The sequence below is a fragment of the Verrucomicrobiota bacterium genome (genome assembly GCA_016871535.1).
Classification (GTDB): Bacteria; Verrucomicrobiota; Verrucomicrobiia; order Limisphaerales; family SIBE01; genus VHCZ01.
Window position 1 is genome coordinate 1 of record VHCZ01000086.1, and the last position, 22195, is coordinate 22195.

Below are 22195 nucleotides of genomic sequence, written 5' to 3' on the forward strand. Positions count from 1 at the left end.
CCATAAGACAATTCCTTTTGTCTGTTTGTTTATGCTGCTGCGTCCGGCATCCATGCCGGGTGGAAAACCTTTGATTCAGGCGTCTTCCGTTGTCCTGTTGCGATAGAAAAGGCTACCGCGTCCTATGGTTGAACAAGCCTTGCAACGGCCCAAAGGCCGCTGCAGTCGATTCCAGGAGGACCGACGCCATTTCAACCAAATTGCAGGCGCATCCCGGGCGCAGTTCATCTGCGATCACTGCGCCGTTACGCCTAAAATGATTTCAAAGCCGCATTCGACCGCGCGGGCCACAGCCGGGCGAGAGAAGTTGTGTCCGCTCCCAACGCTGGTACACACGGACGGCTCTCTCGTAGCGCAAAGTTGAACTCTGCTGTACTGCCGATGTGTAATCGGCAGCGCCTGGACAAGTTCCAGAACTCTGGAAGTTGCGGCGCCTTGCGGAATGCAATTCCGCGATACGGCAGATTGACAATCTGCGCTACCCCAGCGGCCCATTCTGCCCCGTCCTTATTCGGAGATACGCCCCTCAGCCTCCGCTTGGCGCGCGGTCACAGATCACGCGCTGATGCGCTATTGTGAGGCCTCCTTCAGCCACAACGCGCTTTGCGCGAAGCCTGATTAAAGGCCCCTAAGCTGGAGCCGGCGGTTTGCACCGTCTCCGGGAGCACGGACGAATGTGGTCAGCGGGCGCAGCTACAAGCCCGCCCACGGATTTGTGTTGGTTCTTGCTTTCATCTGTTCACGAGAAAATGTTGACGGAGTGCGCTGCACAGGACCGGTTCACGTCGAACTTCGACGTCCGGGCATAGCTCACGGGCATATGGCGCATGCTGGATTTGCATTGCCCAAATCTCACGGCGCTCAGGTGCGGACGAATGAAAGGCTGGAGTCTCGCCGCCGAAGCCTGGCTCAGGCTGCTTTCGGCAAGGACTCAACCGCGCTCACATTGCCAAGACCGTCGAGGAAATCAGGACTCATCCAGGACACGGCGGTTGGGTTGGCCTTCGGTCGCCCGGCTGCCGCGAGCAACTCGCCCTCGGCAACGAGCAGGACAGAACTCTCTCCCTTGAAGCGCTTGGCTTGGATCTCTTCGACGTAATTTGGGCCAGGGTCCGAGGCCTCCGCGCAGGGCGGGGGCAGGTTCACGATTTTGGATCGGTTTTCGTCGCCGAAGGCCGCTTGATCGGGCGGGCGCCAGCGCCGATTCGAGGAATCACACGATCCCGACGGGGGGTCCGGCGAAGATTCCCGACCGGACGGGGAAGGATTAAACTGAATGATCATAAGACAAATCCGTTTGTCTCTCACGCGACGGCGGCGTCCTTGCCACCGGGAAACCTGGTGTTCAGGTGGTTCCCCTGCCTGGGCAGCAACCGGATTGCTGCTATTGGTAAAATCGGCCATTCTCGCGCCGACTTGAGTAATCGCTCAAAAATATTCTTATGGCACCCGAAGAGGCATCGGTCCTGATTTCCTTCGTGCTGGGCGGCCGGAACGACCGCTACCTGGGGGATTTCAAGTGGCGGTTAAGCACCTGCATCAATTACCTCGCGGAAAACCTCCATGCTCTGCACCGCCTGACCGAAGCCGAAATTGTGGTGGGCGATTGGAACAGCGAGACGCCGCTGGCGCTGGCCTTGAAGCTCGACGAAGCCGCCCGCCGCATCACCCGCTTTGTCCGGGTTCCGCCGGCCATCGCTCAGGTGGCGCAAAAGGACAGTCCTTTTCCTTACGTCCTGGTTCAGAACGTGGGGATTCGACGGGCGCGAGGGCAATTCATCGCCCAGACTGATTCGGACATTCTCTACCCGCGGCACTCTCTGGAGGCGCTCTTCAGTCTTGTCACTCGCAAGTCTTGCCTTGAAACGCCCCTGGACAAGGCGCTGTTTGTCGCCAGCCGCCGGCAACTCCCGCTCGCGGTGGCGCAAAAGCAACCGAGTCTTGCTGAGATCAATCGCTATCTGGCGCTATACGGCAACATGCTGAAGGTCGATCGGCTTTCGGTCGGATTTCTGGCGCCCTCCGCCCTGACGTTGATGCATCGGTCGCTCTGGGAAACCTGCGGCGGCTACGACGAGCGGCTCATTTATTGGGAATGGATGGACATCGATTTGTATTTGCGCGTCACGCAACTCTATCCCTGGTTTGATTTGGCGAACTTCGGCGTCCACTTGCATCACCTGGAACACTACCCGAACGCCGATCGTTTGCGGGACCGCAGAACCAATCCCTGGGCCGCGCCGTCCGAATTTCGCAACCAAAACGAGGCGTCCTGGGGTCTGCGGGATCAGCAACTTGAAATTCAGGCGGCTCGGCCACCGGAGCCTGACATGTCTTCGGAGGCTTCGGGCCCATCGCAACGGTTCGTTCCCCAGAAAACCCTGGGCGAAGTGCGGCGGGAATTGAGCGCTCCCGATGTGATCAAACACGTGCAGGAATCGAGCAAAATCGCGCCGAGCGATCCCACCGAATTCCCCGCCTTGTGCGCGCTGGCGTGGCACAGCCTGCATTTTCGCCCTGCCCGATACCTGGAGTTTGGAATCCGCTATGCGAACGCCGCGGCGGTGGTGGCGCGGGCTTATCCACCGGTTGAAATCTACGGGATCGATTCGTGGCAGCCGATCAAAGGCAAGCCGAACGTCTCGATCTATTATTGCGCGGAAACCCTCACCCGGCTGGAGCATCGCGGTTACTTGCGGTTTATCATTGGCGATCCGCAAACGGCGCTCAAGCGCTTGTGCGATGGTTTCGCCGGGAAGCCGGAGTTCGATCTGGTGTTGTTCCGGGGAGAAATGTTTGGAGAATCTGCTTTTGCTCAGGCGGTCGAGGTCCTCGGTCGGATCGCAGCGGGGGGGATGCTGGTTGTCGCTTACGAGTCACCAGCGAAATTCGCCGAATTCTGGCGGTTGTTCCGATGTTGTCCCAACGAGGACGAGCGCCTCGAACTCGACAACCGCACCGGGCTGGTTCTTCGAGCGCGTGGTGATTTCGTGTTTCGTGCGCTCCACTGAAGTTCCGCGTCGAATAGATAGCCTGGCCGCAGCGACTCCAACGATTTCGGAAACGCTCTAAAGCTTCAACACCTTCACCGCTTCCAGCGCGACGTTCACCAGGCGATCGGGGAAAAGCCCGAGATAAAACATGGCGGCAATGCACGCGTAGAGGCACGCGCGCATGGGCAACGAAACTTCAAGCCGCGCTGATCCAGCGGTTCCTTTCGACCAGTAAATCGCGCGCACGACGCCGAGATAGTAATAGAGCGAGATGATCACGCCCGCGATGGCCACCGCGATCAAGACATAGTAGCCCGGCTGATTGGCCCCGCTTTCAACCACAGCTTTCAGCAGAAGGAACTTTCCAAAAAAACCGGCCAGCGGCGGGATGCCTGCCAGCGACACCATGGCCAGACTCAAGCTCGCCGCCAGCAGAGGCGATCGCTCGTGCAGGCCCGCGACCGCGCTGATGTCGTCGCCTTCGACGCCGCGCATCACGACGCAAATGACAGCGAACGCGGCGAGCAAAGTGAACAGATACGCTCCGAGGTAATACAGAATGGCGGACGATCCCGCCGAGTTGACGGCGGCGACGCCGAGCAGCAGGTAGCCCGCGTGCGCGATGCTGGAATAGCCCAGCAATCGTTTCAGATTCCGCTGCGGAATCGCGCACAGATTCCCATACAGAATCGTGACCGCGGAAATGATCATGAGCAGCTTGGTCCAATCGACGGTGATTTGCGGCACGGCGCTGAACAACACGCGCAGGAGCAGAATGAAGCCCGCGGCTTTGGAACCAATCGCCAGAAAGGCGGTGGCGGGAGCCGGCGAGCCTTGATAGACATCCGGCGCCCAAATCTGGAAAGGGAACGCGGCGATCTTGAATCCCAGTCCGGCCAGAACCAGGAGCAAGCCCAGCAGAAACACCGGCTTGGCGGTGGTGACGCGCGGGGTCGCCATCAAATCGCCGAAGTTGGTCGTGTTGGCGACGCCGAAGATCAGCGCGATGCCATAGACTAGAAAGGCCGAAGCCAGCGCGCCCAAAATCAAATACTTCACCCCGGCCTCCAGCGATTGAAGGCGGCTGCGCTGAAAGCTGGTGAGAACGTAGAAGGTGACGGTGATCAGCTCCAGCGAAACGAAGACGAGAATGAAATCGTTGGAGGAGGCGGCAAACATCATCCCGGACAACGCGAACAGGATCAGCGCGTAAAACTCCGCGATGCCGGTCTCAATGCGATCGGCGAATTCCACGGACATCAGGAGCACGACGAAGGCGGCGAAGAGGAAGAATCGCTTGAAGAAAAGCGCCAGGCCATCCATCACGAACATTTTGTTGAAGGCGTACTGGGGCGCGCCGGCGTCCATGATCAGGCTGCCCAGGAAAATGAGTCCGACAGCCGCCGCGGCGGCGTAGCCCAGACTCCGCTTTTGGGAAGCAGGCGTCCAGAGATCAGCCAGAAGGATCGCCAGACCGGCGGCGATCACGGCAATTTCCAAGATGGATAGAGAAAAGCTCATTCGCCAAATGACCTATCTTCGAGCGGGCTTGCGCGCCCTGATTGTTCGCTGCCGCGTTCCCCCTCACTCTGGCCCTCTCCCTCTGGGAGAGGATTCTCCGCAGCGTCTCGCCCATTGAACCCCTGAACTAATTCTTTAACCACGGATTTCGCGGATTTCGCGGATGGAGAACTGTTTTTATCCGCGTAATCCGTGTTATCCGCGGTTGAATCAGGTTGTTGGGGAGGGTAGGGAGAGGGGATCGGTTCATGAGAAACGTCCGCAGCCTGCGAGCCGTGCCCACGGTCCTTGAACCGAAAACTGTGCGGACCGCAGCCTTTAGGCTGCTTGTGCGCACTCTCCGCAGTCGAGCGTTGAAACGGCGTAAAGGCCACTGTCCGGGAGACGGATTCATGGGACGCTCCCTTAGCGCCCTCTCCCCCGGGGGGCACGGCCATTGAATCAAGCCTATGGAGTTCTCCTGCTCCGAATCCTAATGTTTCAGAGCCAAGCGCCTTTTGAGTAAGAGTCAGATTAGGATTACGATTAAGAACCCCGCTGAAAGTCCATAATTCAACAGCAATGGGGCCGGGGTGAAGGGAAAGGGAGCGTTGGTCCTGCGAAGGCTCTCCGGCCAGACCCGTCGTGTTGGAATGTCCCGCTTGATTCGCGGCGCGGTTTCCAGGCATCCCGCCGTTCGCCATGTTCACAATGACTTCCGCGCTGGCCCGGATCTTGTCCGTGAGCAACCTGGGAAAGAATCCGAAGAGCAGCAGTGTGAAGAGGAGCACAGCGAAAGGCAGCCTTCGCCAGAGATTCGACAAGTCCCGCAAATCTTTCCAGTCGTCCACGAGGGGCCCGTGCAAAATATTTCTGACTGCACGGAGCATATAGACCGCGCCGATCACCAGCGCGCCCCAACAGGCCAGCGCTGTAACGACGGGGAACGTTTTCCAGGCGCCGAAGAACACCATGGATTCGCCGACAAAATTCGCGAACCCCGGCAGCCCGCATCCCGCGAGCATCGCCATCGTCAAGGCCATTCCAACAAACGGGACTTGCTGCAGAAGACCGCCCATCCGCGAAATCTCCAGCGTGCGGGCTTGCTGATAGATATAGCCGCTCAACGCGAAGCTCACGGCCGCGAGCAAACCGTGCGCAACCATGATCACCACGGCCCCCGTGACTCCGATGAGGTTCAGGCTCGCGATGCCGAGAAAGACAAATCCCATGTGCGCCACGCTGGAGTTGCCGATCAAAAGGTTGAGATCCTTCTGGCGCATCGCGACCAATCCGCAGTAGAGGATGTTCCCCAGGCAGAGCAGGGCAAGAACGCCGAGCCATTGCTTCGCCCCGTCCGGCATCAACGGCACCGCCACGCGGATCAGGCCGTAAAGCCCGAATTTTTTCAGCACGCCCGCGTGCAGCATCGCCGTGGCCGTCGGCGCGGCGCCGTAGCCGAGCGGCGCCCAGGTGTGAAACGGCCAAAGGGAAACCAAGATGCCGAAGCCGAACATCAAGGCCGGAAAGATGAGTTGCTGCGCCTGGGCCGCCATCCGTTGCCCCGCGAAGTATTGGGTCATGGCCGGGATGTCAAAAGTCCGCTGGCCCGCGGGCATTTGAAGGTAGAGCGCGATCAGCCCGAACAACGCGATTAGCGCGCCGAGGCTGAGATACATCGTGATCTTGAACGTGGCGTAGTTCTTGTCCTCCCCCCGGCCCCACACACCGATCATGATGAACGTGGGGATGAGCGCAAGTTCGTGGAAGAAATAGAAGTAGAACAAATCCAGCGACGCGAACGCTCCCAGGATCCCGCCGGTCATGGTCAGCAAGAGCAGGTAGAATTCTTTCGCCCGCTCGCCGATGTCGCGCGCCACGCACGTCGCGGCGAAGGCGACAATCGCGCCCATCAACAGCAAGCCCACGTTGAGGCCATCGACTCCGAGCCGGCAGTGGATTCCCAGGGCCTCGGCGCCCAGGCCCGGGATCGTAGTCACGAATTGGTACCCGGTTTGAGCGGCGTCGAATTGCCAGAACAATTTCACGCCGAGCAGAAGACCGAAAAAGGTCGTCAACAGCGCGATCACCCGCGGCGTGCCTTCGTTCTCCTTGGGGACGAACGCGAGGCCAATCGCGGCCAGGAACGGCAATAAGATGAGCAAGGCAAGCGTCATAGTTATCGGCCGATCATGAAATACAGCACCACCGCGGCGCTCAGGACAAACAGGAAGGCGTAGGTTTGCAGGTTGCCCGTTTGGGCGAGCCGCAAGCCGCGGCCAAACAGTTCGGTCGCCCCATGCGCGCCGCGCACCAGCAGGCCGGCCACGATCCATTCATCGAACCAGGCGGCGATAGCGGCCGCGATTTCCTGGAACTTGATCACTGTGGCTTCGTACAATTCGTCGAAGTAAAACCGGTTGCGCGCCGCCTGGGCCAGCGCGCCGAGTTTCTCCGGCAACGGATCTTGCGCGGCGTTCCAGTACAACCCCAGTGCGAAAGCCAAACCGAAAATCACCGCGCCCAAACTCGCGACCACGGCCAGCACGTGGTAGCCGGAGTGCGTCTCGCCCAGTTGGTGGCCGTAGAGTTCCGCGATGCCGAAAAAGCCTCCCAGCACCGAAGGCACCGCGAGCGCGAGCAGAGGGACGGTCATGACTTTCGGAGATTCGTGCGCATGATCGACTCCGTGGGATTTGGCCGGCCCAAAGAACGCGACCAGAACCAGCCGTGACATGTAAAACGTCGTGAGCAGCGCCACCATTACCGCCAGAACGAACAACGCGGGATGACCGTGTTCGGGAGTCAGAGTGGCGGCGATGATCTCGTCTTTGCTGAAGAAGCCGCTCAACGGCGGCAAACCGCAAAGCGCGAGCGACGCCAGGAGAAAAGTCCAAAACGTTACCGGCATTCTTCTTCGCAGCGCTCCCATTTTCCAGATGTCTTGTTCATGGTGCATCGCGTGGATGACGGAGCCGGCGCCGAGGAAGAGGAGCGCTTTGAAGAACGCGTGCGTGGTGAGGTGATACATCGCCGGCGCCGGGCTGGCCACGCCCACCGCCAGCACCATGTAGCCGAGTTGAGAAAGGGTCGAATAAGCGAGGATGCGCTTGATGTCGTTTTGCTGCGTGGCGATCAAGGCCGCCAGCAACGCCGTGATGCCTCCGATCCATGCGATGACTTCCAGCGCGTGCGAATCGGGCAGATCGAGCAGAAAGAACACGCGGCAAAGCATGTACACGCCCGCGGCCACCATCGTCGCGGCATGGATCAAAGCGCTCACCGGCGTCGGGCCTTCCATGGCGTCGGGCAGCCAGACGTGCAAGGGAAACTGCGCCGATTTGCCGACGGCGCCGCAGAAGATCAGCAAGCCGGCAATCGTCGCCAGCGAACCCAGCGCGGCGGGATTCCGGATCAATTCCACCTGGATCGAACTGAAGTTAAGTGTTCCGAACGTGTCCCAAACCAGCAGGATTCCCAGAAGAAAGCCGAAGTCGCCGAGCCGATTGGTCAGAAACGCTTTCTTGCTCGCCGCGGCGGCGGAAGGCCGTTCGAACCAGAATCCGATGAGGACGTAACTCGAAAGCCCGACCAGCTCCCAGAAGATAAACAATTGCAGAAAATTATTCGCCAGGACGATTCCAAGCATGGAGAACGTGAACAGGCTTAGACCGGCGAAGTAACGCGCTACCCCTCGGTCCTCGTGCATGTAGCCGTACGAATAAATGTGAATCGCGCCGCCCACCCCGGTGACGATGAGCAACATCATCAAGCTCAGCGGATCGAGGCGGAGGCCGAAGTCCACCTGCAACGGGCCGACTTCCAGCCATGACGCCACGGTCTCCTTGCCGGCGGGTTCCCAGCCGTTCACGGCGATGAAGAAAAGCGTGAGCACGAAGCCCAGGACGATGGCCCCGATGGACAGGCCGGCGCTGCGTTCACGGTTGTTCAGCGTGAACAGCGTGATGCCGGCCGCCGCCAGCAGCGGCAGAAACAAAATGAGCCAGGGCAAGACTTGGAGTTTCATCGCCTAGAGCTTCATCAACGTGAGATCTTCGACGTGCGCGGTCTGGCGTTTCCGGTAGAGCGCCACAATGAGCGCGAGGCCGACGGCCACTTCCGCCGCCGCCACGGTGATGATGAAGAACACCATCACCTGGCCGTTCAGATTGTTGTTGAACCGTGAGAGCGCCACGAACGCGAGGTTGGCCGAGTTGAGCATCAGTTCGAGCGCCATGTAAATAATCAGGAGATTCCGGCGCGCGATCACGCCGAACAGGCCCAGGCAAAACAGCATCGCGCTGACGACCAGATAATGTTCAAGGCTGACGGTCATGGGTTGAATCGTTAAATCGTTAAAAAGGTTAAAGCGTTACAACGTTCAGCGAATGAGGCCGAACGCCGGAGGTCTCGCTTGTTTGCAGCGCTGTAACGTTTCAACGCTTGGAACGCTGTAACGAGCTTCATTTCAGGTCCTTTTTGCTGAGCAAAATGACACCGACCATCGCGACCAGCAGGAGCACGGACAGAATTTCAAACGGCAGAAAGTACTGCGTGAAGAGAGCGACGCCCAGGGGTTTTGCCACGCCTTCCAGCGTCGGCTGGGGCAATCCGGCGCCGAGGGTTGGCGTCGTCAGGACGAACACTTTGAAAAAGATTCCGAACACGGCCGCCACCGCCGCGCTGCCGGTGATCAAGCCAAAGAGCTTAATCTTGCGCCGCGCTTCTTCTTTCAGGTCGAGCAGCATGATGACGAAAAGAAACAGCACCATCACGGCGCCGGCATAGACCAGGATCTGGACCGCGGCCAGGAAGTAAGCGTGCAGCAGCGTGAACAGGCCGGCGAGCGACACGATGGTCAGCGCCAAAAACATGGCGCTGGTCACCGGGTTGCGGCTGAACGGATTCGCCACGACCAGGAAACCGCAAAGCACGGTCAACGCTGCAAACAGATAAAACAGTGCGTCCTGCATTTAACGATCCAACGCTGTAGCGTTATAACGATTCAACGATTTAACGGTCCACCTCAGGGCGCCACACCCTGCGCTTTCGCTTCTTCGGCCTTGCGCTTCCATTTCTGGATGCGGTCATTGTGCGTGCCGCCGAGCGCCAAGAGCTTTTCTTTGTTGTAAACCATTTCCTCACGGCTGCTGCCGGTCAGGGAGTAATCCTTCATGAGGAAAATCGCCTCCTCCGGGCAGACTTCCTGGCAGAAACCGCAGAAGATGCAGCGGAGCATGTTGATCTCAAATTCGAGCGGCATTTTCTCGGCGTTCGGCCGGTCGGCTTGGGGACCGCTCAATCCGGGGGGGGTGATCTTGATGGCCTTGGGTGGACAGACAAATTCACAGAGCTGGCAGGAGACGCACTTGGTGTTGCCTTCCTGGTCGCGCACGAGATACGGCGCGCCCCGGTAATCCGGCGGCACGGTCCATTTCTCCTCCGGGTACTGCATCGTCACTTTCTTTTTGAAGAAGTGACGGAGCGTGACCTTGAACCCGCCAAGGATCGCGGGCAAATAAAGCCGTTCCCAAAATGTCAGCGGGCTGCGTTTGACGATCATTTGAACCTCCACCACATCACCACGGCGGTGACCAAGATATTCGCCAGCGCCAGCGGCACGAACCTCCGCCAGCCCAGATCCATCAACTGGTCGTAGCGGAAGCGCGGCAACATCCAGCGCACCCAGATGATGAACACGATGAAGATCACCACTTTTCCGAGAAAGATGCCGATGTGCAGCAATCCCGCGCCCAGGCTCGCCGCCGGTTGGTCCAATCCGAAAAACGGCAGCGTCCAGCCTCCAAAAAACAGCGTCACCATCATCGCCGCCGAAGCAATCATGTTGAAGTATTCCCCCATGAATAGCATGGCGAACTTCATCGAGCTGTATTCGGTGTTGTAACCGCCGACCAATTCCTGCTCGGACTCCGGCAAATCGAACGGCAGCCGGTTCGTCTCGGCGAATGCGGCGACCATGAAAATTAGAAACGAGAGCGGTTGTTGGAACACCAGCCAGCCGAACAACCCGCGTGACTGGTGAGAGATGACATCGCTGAGGTTCAAGCTGCCCACCAACATGAACACCGGCACCACGGACATGCCCATCGCGATTTCGTAGGAAATCATTTGCGCGCTCGACCGGATGCCGCCCAGAAAGGAGTACTTGGAATTCGCCGCGTAACCGGCCAGGACGATTCCATAGACGCCCAACGAGACGATCCCGAAGGTGTAGAGAATGCCGACGTTGAGATCCGCGATGACCATTTTCTGATTGCCCAGATTGGATCCGAAAGGAATGACCGCCACGACGAGCAACGCCGGAATCACTGTGATCGCCGGCGCCAGCCAGTAATAGACTTTGCGCACGTGCGCCGGCGTGAAATCTTCCTTGAGCAGCGCTTTCAGTCCGTCCGCGATGGGCTGGAACAAGCCGAACGGCCCAACGCGGTTGGGCCCGATACGATCCTGAATGGCCGCCGAGATTCGGCGCTCGGCGACAACCGAGTAAGCGAACATCGTGGGCAAGACGACCACAACCGCAATGATCTTGATCAGGCTGAAAAGCACCAACTGCGCGGTCGGATTCAAATGGTTGATCCAGTCCATTCGTCTTATCAAATCGGCACGGCAACTCCGGTGTCGCCCAACGCGGCCCAGGTCAGGCCCGCAAACGCCGGCACTTCCTTCGCCATCTGATTGAACAATCCTTCGATGCTCACAAATCCGTTTTGCCCGGTAACATTGAGCACCAGTTCGTGCAGGAACTCCCACTCCGGGCGGGCGTCACCGGGCGGCTCTACCGCTTTCATGAATTTTTGGACACGCCCTTTGACATTGGTGAACGTCCCGCGTTTCTCAGCGTGCGCGCAACCGGGCAATACGTAATGGGCGATCTCCGCAGTGGAACTGGGCAAGATGTCGCTCACGATGAGTGTATCCAACCTCTTCAGAAGCGGCGCGCCGAGACCGTGCCGGGCCACATCCTCGCCGAACACGATCAACGTCCGCACCGTCCGCGATTGCACGGCGTCGGCGATCTTTTTCAAGTTCGACCCGATTTCGGCGGAGAGAAATCCCGTCAGCCTCGCGCCGGTGGAATTGGGGTTGCGATCCGAGTGAAGCAGGAGCTTATCGGCTTCACCGCAACGAGGAATGGAATCGGTCAGCGCGCCCAGGCGTTTGGCCAGTTTCGCCAATAAGTAAAGCTCCTCGTTCGTTTGTCGCGCCGAAGCGATGATGGCGACTGAGCCCGGCGCCGCGGTCCTCAATTTCTCGGAAATCTCTTTCAGAACCGAGGCCCACGTGGTCCTCTCACTTGGACCTTCGGACCGCCGCCTTCTGACCTCCTTGAGCCGGTCGCTTCGGTCGATCCACCTGTAATTCAGGCGGCCGTAATCGCACATCCAGCACCCGTTGACGGCGTCATTCTCGCGCGGCGTGTAGCGATAGACCTTTTCTTCCCGGGAGCCGATCACGATGTTGCAGCCGGTGCCGCAACTGGCGCAGAGGCTCTTGGTTTCCTTGAGAAACCAGACGCGCATCTGGAAGCGGAAATCTTTCGAGGTCAGCGCGCCCACCGGGCAGATATCCACGGTGTTGAGCGTGTAATTGTTGTCGAACGCCTTTCCCGGATAATTCGTGAGAAAATTATGGCTGCCCCGGCTGGCGATGCCCAGGGCGTCGTCGCCCGCGATGTCCTTGGAGAACCGGATGCAGCGCGTGCAGAGAATGCAGCGTTCGTCGTCGAGAATGATCCTCGGCCCCAGATCGACGCGTTTGGGCTTGTGCACCTTTTCCTCGGCGAAACGGCTTTCGGATTGCCCGTACTCGACGGAGTATTCCTGAAGCTTGCATTCGCCCGCCTGGTCGCAAATCGGGCAGTCGAGCGGATGATTGATGAGCAGCGATTCGAGCACGGCCTCGCGCATTTGCTTCGTCGCGGGGGAGCTGGCGTAAATCTCCATGCCCGGCGAAATCGGCGTCGCGCAAGCAATCGCGCCGCGCGGCAGGCTCGGATCATACGGCAGCGCCTGGCGAATGATCTTGGGCGTGCCGTCTTCGTTGAGAATCGGTTTGCGGTCGGGCCCGATGGCGGGCAGGCCAAATTCAACCAGGCACATCCGGCAATTGCCCGCCACCGGCAATTTCGGATGATAACAATAATGCGGCACCTCCACGCCCGCGAGCTGGCAAGCCTGGAGCATGGTCGTGGGCACCAGCTTGCCCTGCCAATCGGGCATCAGCTTCGGCACGTCCACTTCGCGCCCATCCACCTTGATCTTGATTTTCTCGACCGGTGGCGGGGCGGGTTTGGGTTCAGTGACCGTGCTCATGGGGATCCGGCTTGAGGGCTGGCCGCAATTCTCATTTCACGTGTTGGGCCCGCGCTCGCGCTTAGCGTGTGGCGTGTTTCGGCCGCGGCACCCTTGGACTCGAATTCATCTTTGAACTTGCTCACGAAACTCAGCACCGGCCAGGCGCACGCTTCGCCGAAAGCGCAAATCGTCCGGCCCTGAATGTTCTTTGCGATGTGCAGCAAGTAATCCGCGTCCTGCTTGCGGCCGTGCCCGTGCGCCAGGCGATGCAGCGCCTTGGCCATCCAGAGCGAACCTTCGCGGCACGGGGTGCATTGCCCGCAGCTTTCGTGCGCGTAAAACTCGGTGATGTTCTCCAGCGCCTCAGCGATGTCCGTGGTGTCGTCCATGACGATGATCGCGCCGGAGCCGGACATCGAACCCGCCTGCTGCACGGAATCGAAATCGTAGGGCAAATCGAGCAGATCGACTTCGACCGTGGTCATCTGCCCGTCCGGCGCCTTGCGCTTGAGTTTGAATTTCTCTCCGGCCCTGAAAACTTTGGCCGAAGAACCGCCCGGAATCACGGCTTTGAGTTTGCGCCCGTCGCGCAGTCCTCCGCCAAAAGCCGGATCGTTGATGAGCTCGCCAAGCGTCGCCTTGCCCACCTCGACTTCGTAATAGCCCGGCTTCTTGACGTGTCCGCTGATACTCACGATGCGCGTGCCGGTGTTGTTGGGCGTGCCGAGCTTGGCAAACTCCGCGCCGCCCATGGCCACGATGTGTTTCACCGCGCACAGCGTTTCGACGTTGTTCACGATGGTCGGACACATGTAGAGGCCGAGAACGGCCGGGAAGTAGGGCGGCTTGATCCGGGGATAGGCGCGCTTGCCTTCCAGCGACTCGATCAAGCCGGTCTCCTCGCCGCAGATGTAAGCGCCCGCGCCGCGATGAACGTAAATCTCCAGGTCGTAGCCGCTGCCCAGAATGTTCTTCCCCAGAAAATTTTTGGCGCGCGCCTCCGCCAGCGCGCGGTTCAGGATCTTGGCGCCCTCCACGAATTCCCCACGGATGTAGAGGTAGGCCAGGTGAACGTCGTTGGCGAAACAGGAAATGATCATCCCCTCCAGGAGTTGATGAGGGTCTTTGTAGATGATCTGTTTGTCTTTGAACGTGCCGGGCTCCGATTCGTCAGCGTTGCAAATCAGGTAAATCGGCTTGCCGCTCTTGCGGTCCACGAACGACCACTTCAGGCCGCAGGAAAAGCCCGCGCCGCCGCGCCCGCGCAGGCCGGACTTCATCACTTCATCGCGAATCTGTTCCTGCGCCGAAATGTTCCGCCCGTCCGACAACACCTTGGGCGGCAGCGTGAGCGACTTCCGCAACACTTCATATCCGCCATGACGCAGGTAACAGTCCAGGTCATGGCTGTAACCCGGCTGGTCGGCGTATTTGAGGATGAGGCGGTATTCCTGCGGCATACGTCTCAATGTCGTGAGACCGTGAGAGCGTGAGAGCGTGGGAGCGTGAGAGAACCGGAGAGCCGGAGTGGCGGAGTGGCGGGGCGTGCGGCGCAAAACGCCTCGACGCCTGCACGGTCGGACGGTTGAACGAAACTTGACTTCATGAGTAATGCCTCTACGTTTCGAAGCGCTCCGGCATGCCCGATGGTGTAACGGTAGCACAGCAGACTCTGGATCTGTTTGTCATGGTTCAAATCCATGTCGGGCAGCCAAGGCCCCTTTGCGATTTCGGGTTTGCAACCCGAATTTTGCATCAGCTTTCTCACTCGCTTGCCGGTTTTCCCTTTTGCTTGGTTTGAAGCAAACGGAGCGTTTCGTCGATGTAGTGGATATGGGCGGCATCTTTGGGCCGCATCACGGCCAATTTGCTGCGGCGGATGGATTCGAGCGGCATCACCGAAATGGTCAGCCCCTGAAATCTCAGTTTTCTGGCTTTCCGAAACTCGACGGTGAAACTTTTCAAACCGGCGACTTCAAAAATGAAATTCGCAAGGGTGCCGTCAGCAAGCTCGACCACCGTATTACGCACCATCGTTGCGCCCTGCGCCAAGGCAATTTTAACGGCGCGCATATACCGGCGTGACGGAAGGTCAAGCCACAAATCCACATCGAACGTCGAGACTGGCACGCCCTGTAAAATAGCGGCTGACATACCTATAAGTTGGAACCGAATTTTTTCAGAGTGGAGCGCCCCCATAAGCCGAGCGAGCGGAGAAACGTCACGTTCGTCTGCCAGCGTTCGTCTGGTGTCGCGGCGAGGCTTCGCGCAAACAGGAGTTTTTCGTGGTCGTCCAGCCCGCGCAGCCTCTTTATTTTCGCGTAAACCTTTGGCCAATCTTTCCGCACATCTTTGATTTCTTTTTGGCGACATCCGCCTGTTGCCCGTGAGTTGACTAATGACAAATGAAGCAAGGGAATTCCACGGAGACACCTAATCCCCGCACCATTTCGATGGCCTCCTTGCCAAGGCCTCGCTGCAATATTTTCGCGGCTGACTCTTCCGAGATGAATGCAAAGGTCTTGAGCTTCGATTTGTGGTATTTGTTGTAGACGATCACCTTGAAGACATCTTTGAAAAACTCGTGGTGAGGGTTCTTGGAGGAGAGCTTCAATTCATAGGCAATCCCGTTCACCACATCCACGATGTCAATCTTCTCATTAAATCGGCGACCAATGGGAACTTCGGCTTTAAACTGTCTGGGGTTTCTGGCGATCAAGCGGTTTTGCCAGGCCTTGGTAATCGACACGGACTGCTTTGTAGCCCTGCTCACATCGGAAGCCGGAGCCCATCCGCGCTCCTCCATCGCGTTGATAGCTTCGAATAGCACAGCCTGCGTGTTCATATTCATTTGCACTTCGCCAAAATCTCATCCGCCTTCTGTTCGCCGACGCCCTCGTAGAAATCGTCGTTGCACATCATGACGGGCGCCGTGCCGCAACTGGCCAGGCACTCGACGAATTCCACCGAGAACTTTCCGTCCTTCGTCGTCTGGATGCCGTGGGCCTGCGGGTCCAAACCGAGTTTCCGGCAAAAATGTTCGCGCAGCTTGTAAGCGCCGCCCAGCGCGCAGCTCAACGTGCGGCAAACCTTGACCTGATATTTCCCGGCCGGCTGCTGGCGGAACATCGGATAGAACGTGACCAGTTCATAGACATTGATCGGCTGCAGCTCCAACTTCCGGGCGATCCATTCCATCGCCTCATTCGAGATGTAGCCGAAATGTTCCTGCAGCGCGTGCAGAAGCATGAGCGACGCACTCCGTTTCTGGGGATAGTGCGTGATCAGATCGTCCACCTCGGCCTCGAGAGTGGCTGGGATAGTGAAACTCATGAGACGAGTTCCTCCTTTCGCCATCCAAATGTCGCATGTCGAAATCCCAATGACGAAAGAATGACGAAGCCCGAATGCCCAAGGCTCGCCGGTCCCAGGTTCCATTCGGGTTTAGTCATTCGGATTTCTTTCGTCATTGGCCATTCGACATTCGTCATTTCCCTCACCGGTCGCATTCCCCCATCACAAAATCGATCGATCCCAGGATGGCCACACTGTCGCTCATCATGTGCCCGACGAGCAGATAAGGCAGGATGCTCAGGTTCGCAAAAGACGGCGCGCGGATTTTCAGCCGGTGCGGAGTACCGCCGCCGCGACTGTTGATATAGAAGCCGAGTTCACCTTTGGGGTTTTCCGCGCCGAAGTAGATTTCGCCGGGCGGCGCGTTGACGCCCTGGGTGACGAGCATGAACTGGTGGATCAATTCTTCCATACTTGTGAGCACCTTCTCCTTCGGAGGGAGAACGACTTTAGGGTCGGATACGTTGATGGGTTCTTTTGACTTGTTCTCCGCTCCACCTGGCAAGCGATCGAGGCACTGGTGCAGGATGCGAACACTCTGGCGCATCTCTTCCATCCGCACCAGGTATCGATCGTAGCAATCACCGACCGAACCGACCGGAACGTCGAACTCAAGTTGATCGTAGCACAGATAAGGGTGCGCCTTCCGCAAATCGTGATCCAAGCCGCTGCCGCGAAGGTTCGGCCCGGTCAACCCGTAGTCGATCGCCACATCCTTCGGAATAATGCCGACGCCTTGCGTGCGGTCGGTCCAGATGCGGTTTCGGGTCAGGAGCTTCTCGGTTTCGTCGAAGTTGATGACAACCTCGTTCAAAAACTTGCGGCATTGCGCGACCCAGCCCGCGGGCAAGTCGCGCGAAAGCCCGCCAATTCGTGTGTACGTCGTGGTGAATCGCGCCCCGGTCAGGGCCTCGATCAAATTGTAAATCTTTTCGCGTTCCGTGAACGTGAGCAGGAAAACCGTCATCGCGCCGCAGTCCATCGCAAAGCAGCCAACGCCGAGCAAGTGCGCCGAAATCCGCGCCATCTCGCAGCACATCACCCGAATGAACTGGCAGCGCGGCGGGAGTTGTCGGTCGATGCCGAGCAGTTTTTCCACGGCCAGCGCATACGCCACGTTGTTCGCCAGCGGCGCCAGATAATCCAGACGATCCGTGTAGGGGATGAACTGCGTGTAGGTCATGTTCTCGGCGATCTTCTCGTCACCGCGATGCAGATATCCGATATCCGGAGTCGCTTTGGTGATGATCTCGCCGTCGAGTTCGAGCACGATCCGCAGGACGCCATGCGTGGACGGGTGAGAGGGCCCCATGTTGAGGACCAGCTTTTCACCCTGGATGTCGTCCAATTCCGGGGCAATGGCCGCGGCTTCAGCGGCGTCTCGTCCTCGAGCCGCTGTGTCTTTGATTTCCAAATCTCGCACTGCGTTCATGGGTTCAGGGTGAATGCGAGGGCGAGGTTACAGCATCCGCGGCTCCAGACCGCGTGGGATCGCTCTCGGGCGTCCGAACTCGAGGTTCCCTTTTGATGGCATCCTTTCCGCCTGGAGTTGTCACGAACGGACCGCCTTCGAGTGGCGCGCGCCGGGTGAATGCAATTTCCGGAAGGTCCGTTGGCTTCCCGGACAGTGGAAAATCCTTCCGCAGGGGAAAGTACGGATAGCCTTCCCACATCAGAATGCGGCGCAAATCCGGATGGCCGCGGAAGCGAATTCCCATCATGTCATAGACCTCGCGCTCGTGCCAATCGGCGGTTCGCCAGACCGAAGTCACGGTTGGAAGCTCTGGTATGGCCTCGCTGACGTTGGTCTTCAAGCGGAGGTGGCAGCGATGCCCGTACCCATAAAGGTGATACACCACCGTGAACCGAGGTTCATCCCCGCAGTTGTCCAAACTGGAAATGTCCACCAGGTAATCAAATCCGAGGCTCTGTTTGGCCGCTCGGCAAACTTCCGCGACGCGATCAGCGTCCTTCAGTGTCAAAGTGACTTCGCCGCGGAACTGAACGGACCCTTCAATCAAGCCCTCGAATTGAGTCGCGAGTTTCTGGGCATGATCAATCGCGGGCATGGAGGCAATGGAAAGGAGGCAGTTGCTTCAGGCCACTTTCTTGAGCGTCGCCAAAAGCGGCTCCTTGGAAACTTTGCCTTGCAGTTTGATGATCGCGTCCAGCAAGGCCTCCGGCCTCGGAGGACAGCCGGCCACGTAGACGTCCACGGGAATGATTTGATCCACGCCCTGCAACACGGCATAGCTGCGGTACATCCCGCCGGTCGAGGCGCAAGCGCCCATGGCGATGACCCATTTGGGTTCGGGCATCTGGTGGTAAATTCGGCGCACCGCCAGCGCCATTTTGTAGGTGACCGTGCCGGCCACGATCATGAGGTCAGACTGGCGTGGCGAAAACCGCATCACTTCGGCGCCGAAGCGTGAAATATCGAACCGGCTTGCGCCGGCCGCCATCAGTTCAATCGCGCAACACGCCAGCCCCATCGGCATCGGCCACAGCGAATTCTTGCGAAACCAGTTGAGCACCGCGTCCGCGCGCGTGACGATGACGTCGCCCTCGATTTTCGAATCATAGCCGACTTCAGTATGGGTCCGCATGAGCCAGTCTGACTTGGTGACGCTTTCTGGCTTGAAACTACATCACGGCACCCGAACTGAGGCAAGTTAATTTGTGAATTTTTTCACAAGCGCGGCGGATCGTCAGCGTTTCCGCTTCGCCGCGTGGTGCGGAATGAAACAATTGCGCAGCACGACAAGGCCGCAGCCAAATCGTTACCGTTGATTCGTGTGCGCGGTGGGACGTGCACAGCAAAGCAAGCAAAGTCACGCAGCCAGCGCATCGCATTCGGGGGCTGCGTTTTTTTCACGGTATTTTCTGCGAGTCTTTTTTACGCGAAGATGCGCCGCGGCCCCAAATCTTTTTCCCTGCTTGACTCCCTTTCGGACCTTCGCATTATTCCCCGGCTAATTTGAGCCTCAGCTTTTTGCAGAACGGCTGTCCCAAAACTATGGTTAAATCGAAGGTGAAGAAATCGGCGCCGACGACCGAGGAAAGAAAACTCATCCGACCTGGCCGGAAGCCGACCCCCAAACCCTCGGAACGACCGCACCGAACGGATTCTCTCCCGACCCCGGAAACCATGGGCGAGGCTTCTGCTCATCCTGCTTCCGGCGCGCGCGCCAACGGCGAACTGACTCCGCTGAAGAACGGCGCGAGCCCGCCTTCGCTCGGCAACGAAACCATCAAGAGCCATTCCGGAATCGACCTGACGGAAAAAATCAAGGAATTGCTGCGACTGGCGCAGGAACAAGGCTATCTCACTTACGGCGACATCAACGACGCGTTGCCGGACAACGTCGTGACGCCGGAAGATCTGGACGAGATTTACATCAAGCTCCGCAATCTGGAGGTGGAGATTGTGGATCAGGCGGAAGTGGACCGCGTCAAACAGCCGGAGCCGGAGGAAGAAGAGGACAAGACCCGGTTGGACATCCTGGATGACCCGGTGCGGATGTACCTCAAGCAAATGGGCCAGGTGCCCTTGCTGACGCGCGAACAGGAAGTGGAAATCTCCAAGCGGATCGAAGATGCCGAGAACGAAGTCAAGAAGATCATCTACGGCTTTGGGTTTGCGGCCAAAGAGCACATCGCCCTGGCGGAAAAACTAATCTCCGAACCTCCTAAAGAACGCTTCGACCGAGTCATCCTCGACAAGAAAATTGAAGGCCGGGAGAATCATCTCAAGGCGCTGCGCAAGCTCGTCAAAGAAGTGCGCGCCATCGACCAGGGCGTCGACGACAAGTACGCCGAGTGGCAAAACGCGCCGACCAAACCAAAGCGGGACAAGGTCGCCCTGGAATTCAAACGCCTCGACGAGAAATTGCAAAAGACTTTTCACAAGTTCTACTACAAGCAGAAGGTGATCGAGGAGATGGCGCTCGTCGCGGACAACATTCACGACAAAATCCAGTTGAGTCTGCGGACGATTCAAGACCTGGAGGCTCAACGCAAAAGCGGCCAGCATCAGGCCATCATCCAGTCCGAAGAGCGCAAGATCAAAGCTCTGGAAGAGTTCGTCCGCATGCACTATGCGGAGTACCTGGAAGCCTACAAGAAGCTGCAGCACTTCACGCGCAAGGCGCTCCAGGCAAAAACCGAGATGGTCGAAGCCAATCTCCGCCTCGTCATCTCCATTGCCAAGAAATACACCAACCGCGGCCTTTCTTTTCTTGACCTGATTCAGGAAGGGAACATGGGGTTGATGAAAGCGGTGGAGAAATTCGAGTATCGCCGCGGCTACAAGTTTTCCACCTACGCCACCTGGTGGATTCGCCAGGCCATCACCCGGTCCATCGCCGATCAAGCGCGCACCATCCGCATCCCGGTCCACATGATCGAGACCATCAACAAACTGATGCGCGTCCAGAAGCAATTGGTCCAGGATTTCGGACGCGAAGCCACGCCGGAGGAGATTGCCGACGAAATGCAAATGCCGGTGGAACGCGTGCGCGCCGTGTTGAAAATGGCCCAGCAGCCGATCTCTCTCCAGTCTCCGGTCGGCGACAGCGACGACACCAACTTCGGCGATTTCATCGAAGATAAATCCGCGGAGAACCCCTCCGACATGACGAGCTACAGCCTTCTGAAAGACAAACTGGGCGATGTGCTGACGAGCTTGACCGAGCGCGAGCGAAAGGTTCTGGAACTGCGCTTTGGCCTCGGCGACGGTTATTCGCGGACTCTGGAGGAAGTGGGCAAGCAATTCAAAGTCACGCGCGAGCGCATCCGCCAGATCGAAGCGAAAGCGTTGCGCAAAATGCGGCATCCGACGCGCATCCGCCAGTTGCAGGGTTTCCTGGAGAGTGAGGAACTGGAATTGGCGTGAGCCCTTCCCATCCACCCGTCTCCCGGAGCGTGGCCTTTAGCCGCCTTTAGGCGCCTTTAGGCGGCTGAAGCCGGGACTACATGCGGGGGCCGCTCGCGCCCCTTCGTTGGCTTCGTTTCCTTCTGTGAGATCGACAGAAGCAACCGAAGGTCACGAAGCCGTGGTACCACGTTTCGTGTATTTTGCGTAGTTCGCGGTTCCCTCCGCGTCATTGCGTTTTCTCGCGGCGAAGATTCATTTGTATGGACCGGGCTGCCGAAGAGCGATCCAGGTGTCTGTCGAGAGTCGAACAAATCGAAACTGAGTTGGCCAAGCTGTCGGCTGAAGAACTCCGGCAAGTTCGGGATTGGTTGGACGACATGCTGGAAGATGAGTTGGAGTTTACGGATGAATTCGAGGCCATGATCGGACAGTCGGAACGTGAAAACGAGCACCCTGACGCATGCGAGCACGGCGCCAGCGAGCGCAGACGCTGACGCCACTATGACCGTTTCGTCGACCGCGCCGAAATAGACGATGTTGTTGGCGGGGGTGGCGATGAAATGGGAGTTCCTTGAGCCGCGAAACTCCGGGAGCAAGTCGCCGGCGGGCGGACGCAGGTCGGGGTTGCCGGTGCCTTGGAAGGCGTACCATTCCTTCGGCGTGCGCCGCACCTTCTGACACCACGCGGCGTAGAGGTTGTTCAGCGCAATCATGATCTGGTTGGCGTGATGATCGCGCGTGCAGAAGATGACGGTCTTTTGGAGCGGGTCGCCGGTTTCCAAGAGGAACTGGAACAGGTTTTCCGACATCGCCTTGACCCGGTCGTCGCAATTGGTCGGGTGTCGCAAAATTCGTGAGCGGCTGGGCATCAATGATTCGCTGTGTGTCCTCGCCAAACTCCGCATACAAATGGCCGTTCGTGGAAAAATGGAACGGCACGTGGTGCTTTGTGCGCGCCGTGCTTGTTGAATGCCGAGGGACGGCAGTTTGTCCTCTGCCTTTGCTTCCAACAACGCGAATGCTAAGGGGTCCGTTTCGTAAATACGCTCACGTTCGTTGCGCCCAATTTGGCCTGGGGCAAGGCGCGACGAGCGAGCATCCCCCGCCAGTGGGGCTGTGACCGAGGAGCAACGCAGCCCCAGGCAAAATTCGGC

The 22195-nt window shown here is 58.5% G+C and carries 19 protein-coding genes and 1 tRNA gene; 3 read left to right on the top strand and 17 right to left on the bottom strand.

Going from position 1 to position 22195, the window contains the following annotated elements; translation table 11 throughout:
- Positions 1-909: 909 nt before the first annotated feature.
- Positions 910-1284, bottom strand: a complete 375-nt coding sequence (locus FJ398_13045) for a hypothetical protein (protein MBM3838866.1) — start codon at positions 1282-1284, stop codon at positions 910-912.
- A gap of 158 nt (positions 1285-1442) precedes the next feature.
- On the opposite strand from FJ398_13045, the gene FJ398_13050 reads away from it, so the two are divergent.
- Complete coding sequence (locus tag FJ398_13050; protein ID MBM3838867.1) at positions 1443-3011, top strand: hypothetical protein; 1569 nt, start codon at positions 1443-1445, stop codon at positions 3009-3011.
- Positions 3012-3068: 57 nt separating this feature from the next.
- Here the strand turns inward: FJ398_13050 and FJ398_13055 are convergent, their stop codons facing one another.
- From FJ398_13055 to nuoF, 9 genes are all read right to left on the bottom strand, one after another.
- Positions 3069-4514 (bottom strand): NADH-quinone oxidoreductase subunit N, encoded by a 1446-nt coding sequence (locus tag FJ398_13055; GenBank protein ID MBM3838868.1) that lies wholly within the window; start codon positions 4512-4514, stop codon positions 3069-3071.
- Positions 4511-6670 (bottom strand): NADH-quinone oxidoreductase subunit M, encoded by a 2160-nt coding sequence (locus tag FJ398_13060; protein MBM3838869.1) that lies wholly within the window; start codon positions 6668-6670, stop codon positions 4511-4513. Before FJ398_13060 ends, FJ398_13055 begins: the two co-directional genes overlap by 4 nt.
- 2 nt (positions 6671-6672) lie before the next feature.
- On the bottom strand, positions 6673-8520 hold the full coding sequence (gene nuoL / locus FJ398_13065) for an NADH-quinone oxidoreductase subunit L (GenBank protein MBM3838870.1): 1848 nt from the start codon (positions 8518-8520) through the stop codon (positions 6673-6675).
- Between the two features lie 3 nt (positions 8521-8523).
- Positions 8524-8829 (bottom strand): NADH-quinone oxidoreductase subunit NuoK, encoded by a 306-nt coding sequence (nuoK, locus tag FJ398_13070; GenBank protein ID MBM3838871.1) that lies wholly within the window; start codon positions 8827-8829, stop codon positions 8524-8526.
- Between the two features lie 127 nt (positions 8830-8956).
- Entirely contained in the window at positions 8957-9466 is a 510-nt protein-coding gene (locus FJ398_13075) for an NADH-quinone oxidoreductase subunit J (GenBank protein MBM3838872.1), read from the bottom strand.
- Positions 9467-9519: 53 nt separating this feature from the next.
- On the bottom strand, positions 9520-10056 hold the full coding sequence (locus FJ398_13080) for an NADH-quinone oxidoreductase subunit I (protein ID MBM3838873.1): 537 nt from the start codon (positions 10054-10056) through the stop codon (positions 9520-9522).
- Positions 10053-11102, bottom strand: a complete 1050-nt coding sequence (gene nuoH / locus FJ398_13085) for an NADH-quinone oxidoreductase subunit NuoH (GenBank protein ID MBM3838874.1) — start codon at positions 11100-11102, stop codon at positions 10053-10055. The genes FJ398_13080 and nuoH overlap by 4 nt, the downstream gene beginning before the upstream one ends.
- An 8-nt stretch (positions 11103-11110) precedes the next feature.
- Positions 11111-12829, bottom strand: coding sequence for a 2Fe-2S iron-sulfur cluster binding domain-containing protein (locus tag FJ398_13090; GenBank protein ID MBM3838875.1), 1719 nt, complete (start codon positions 12827-12829; stop codon positions 11111-11113).
- Complete coding sequence (nuoF, locus tag FJ398_13095; GenBank protein ID MBM3838876.1) at positions 12826-14271, bottom strand: NADH-quinone oxidoreductase subunit NuoF; 1446 nt, start codon at positions 14269-14271, stop codon at positions 12826-12828. Before nuoF ends, FJ398_13090 begins: the two co-directional genes overlap by 4 nt.
- A 180-nt stretch (positions 14272-14451) precedes the next feature.
- Here nuoF and FJ398_13100 point away from each other — a divergent pair.
- Positions 14452-14525: transfer RNA gene (locus tag FJ398_13100), tRNA-Gln, on the top strand.
- 50 nt (positions 14526-14575) lie between these two features.
- Here FJ398_13100 and FJ398_13105 read toward each other — a convergent pair.
- The 6 genes from FJ398_13105 to FJ398_13130 all read right to left on the bottom strand — a co-directional run bounded on the left by FJ398_13105 (position 14576) and on the right by FJ398_13130 (position 18771).
- Entirely contained in the window at positions 14576-14965 is a 390-nt protein-coding gene (locus FJ398_13105; GenBank protein MBM3838877.1) for a hypothetical protein, read from the bottom strand.
- 241 nt (positions 14966-15206) lie between these two features.
- Positions 15207-15662: a hypothetical protein gene (locus FJ398_13110; protein ID MBM3838878.1), complete on the bottom strand. Its 456-nt coding sequence runs from the start codon at positions 15660-15662 to the stop codon at positions 15207-15209.
- Positions 15659-16144 (bottom strand): NAD(P)H-dependent oxidoreductase subunit E, encoded by a 486-nt coding sequence (locus FJ398_13115; GenBank protein MBM3838879.1) that lies wholly within the window; start codon positions 16142-16144, stop codon positions 15659-15661. The genes FJ398_13110 and FJ398_13115 overlap by 4 nt, the downstream gene beginning before the upstream one ends.
- Positions 16145-16307: 163 nt before the next feature.
- Complete coding sequence (gene nuoD / locus FJ398_13120) at positions 16308-17597, bottom strand: NADH dehydrogenase (quinone) subunit D (GenBank protein ID MBM3838880.1); 1290 nt, start codon at positions 17595-17597, stop codon at positions 16308-16310.
- A gap of 4 nt (positions 17598-17601) precedes the next feature.
- Positions 17602-18234, bottom strand: a complete 633-nt coding sequence (locus FJ398_13125; GenBank protein ID MBM3838881.1) for an NADH-quinone oxidoreductase subunit C — start codon at positions 18232-18234, stop codon at positions 17602-17604.
- 27 nt (positions 18235-18261) lie between these two features.
- Positions 18262-18771, bottom strand: a complete 510-nt coding sequence (locus FJ398_13130) for an NADH-quinone oxidoreductase subunit B (protein ID MBM3838882.1) — start codon at positions 18769-18771, stop codon at positions 18262-18264.
- Between the two features lie 410 nt (positions 18772-19181).
- Between FJ398_13130 and rpoD the strand changes: the two genes are divergently transcribed.
- A complete protein-coding gene (rpoD, locus tag FJ398_13135) occupies positions 19182-21059 on the top strand; it encodes an RNA polymerase sigma factor RpoD (protein MBM3838883.1) in 1878 nt (625 codons plus the stop codon).
- Positions 21060-21115: 56 nt separating this feature from the next.
- Here rpoD and FJ398_13140 read toward each other — a convergent pair whose 3' ends face one another.
- Positions 21116-21889: a hypothetical protein gene (locus FJ398_13140; GenBank protein ID MBM3838884.1), complete on the bottom strand. Its 774-nt coding sequence runs from the start codon at positions 21887-21889 to the stop codon at positions 21116-21118.
- Positions 21890-22195 lie beyond the last annotated feature (306 nt).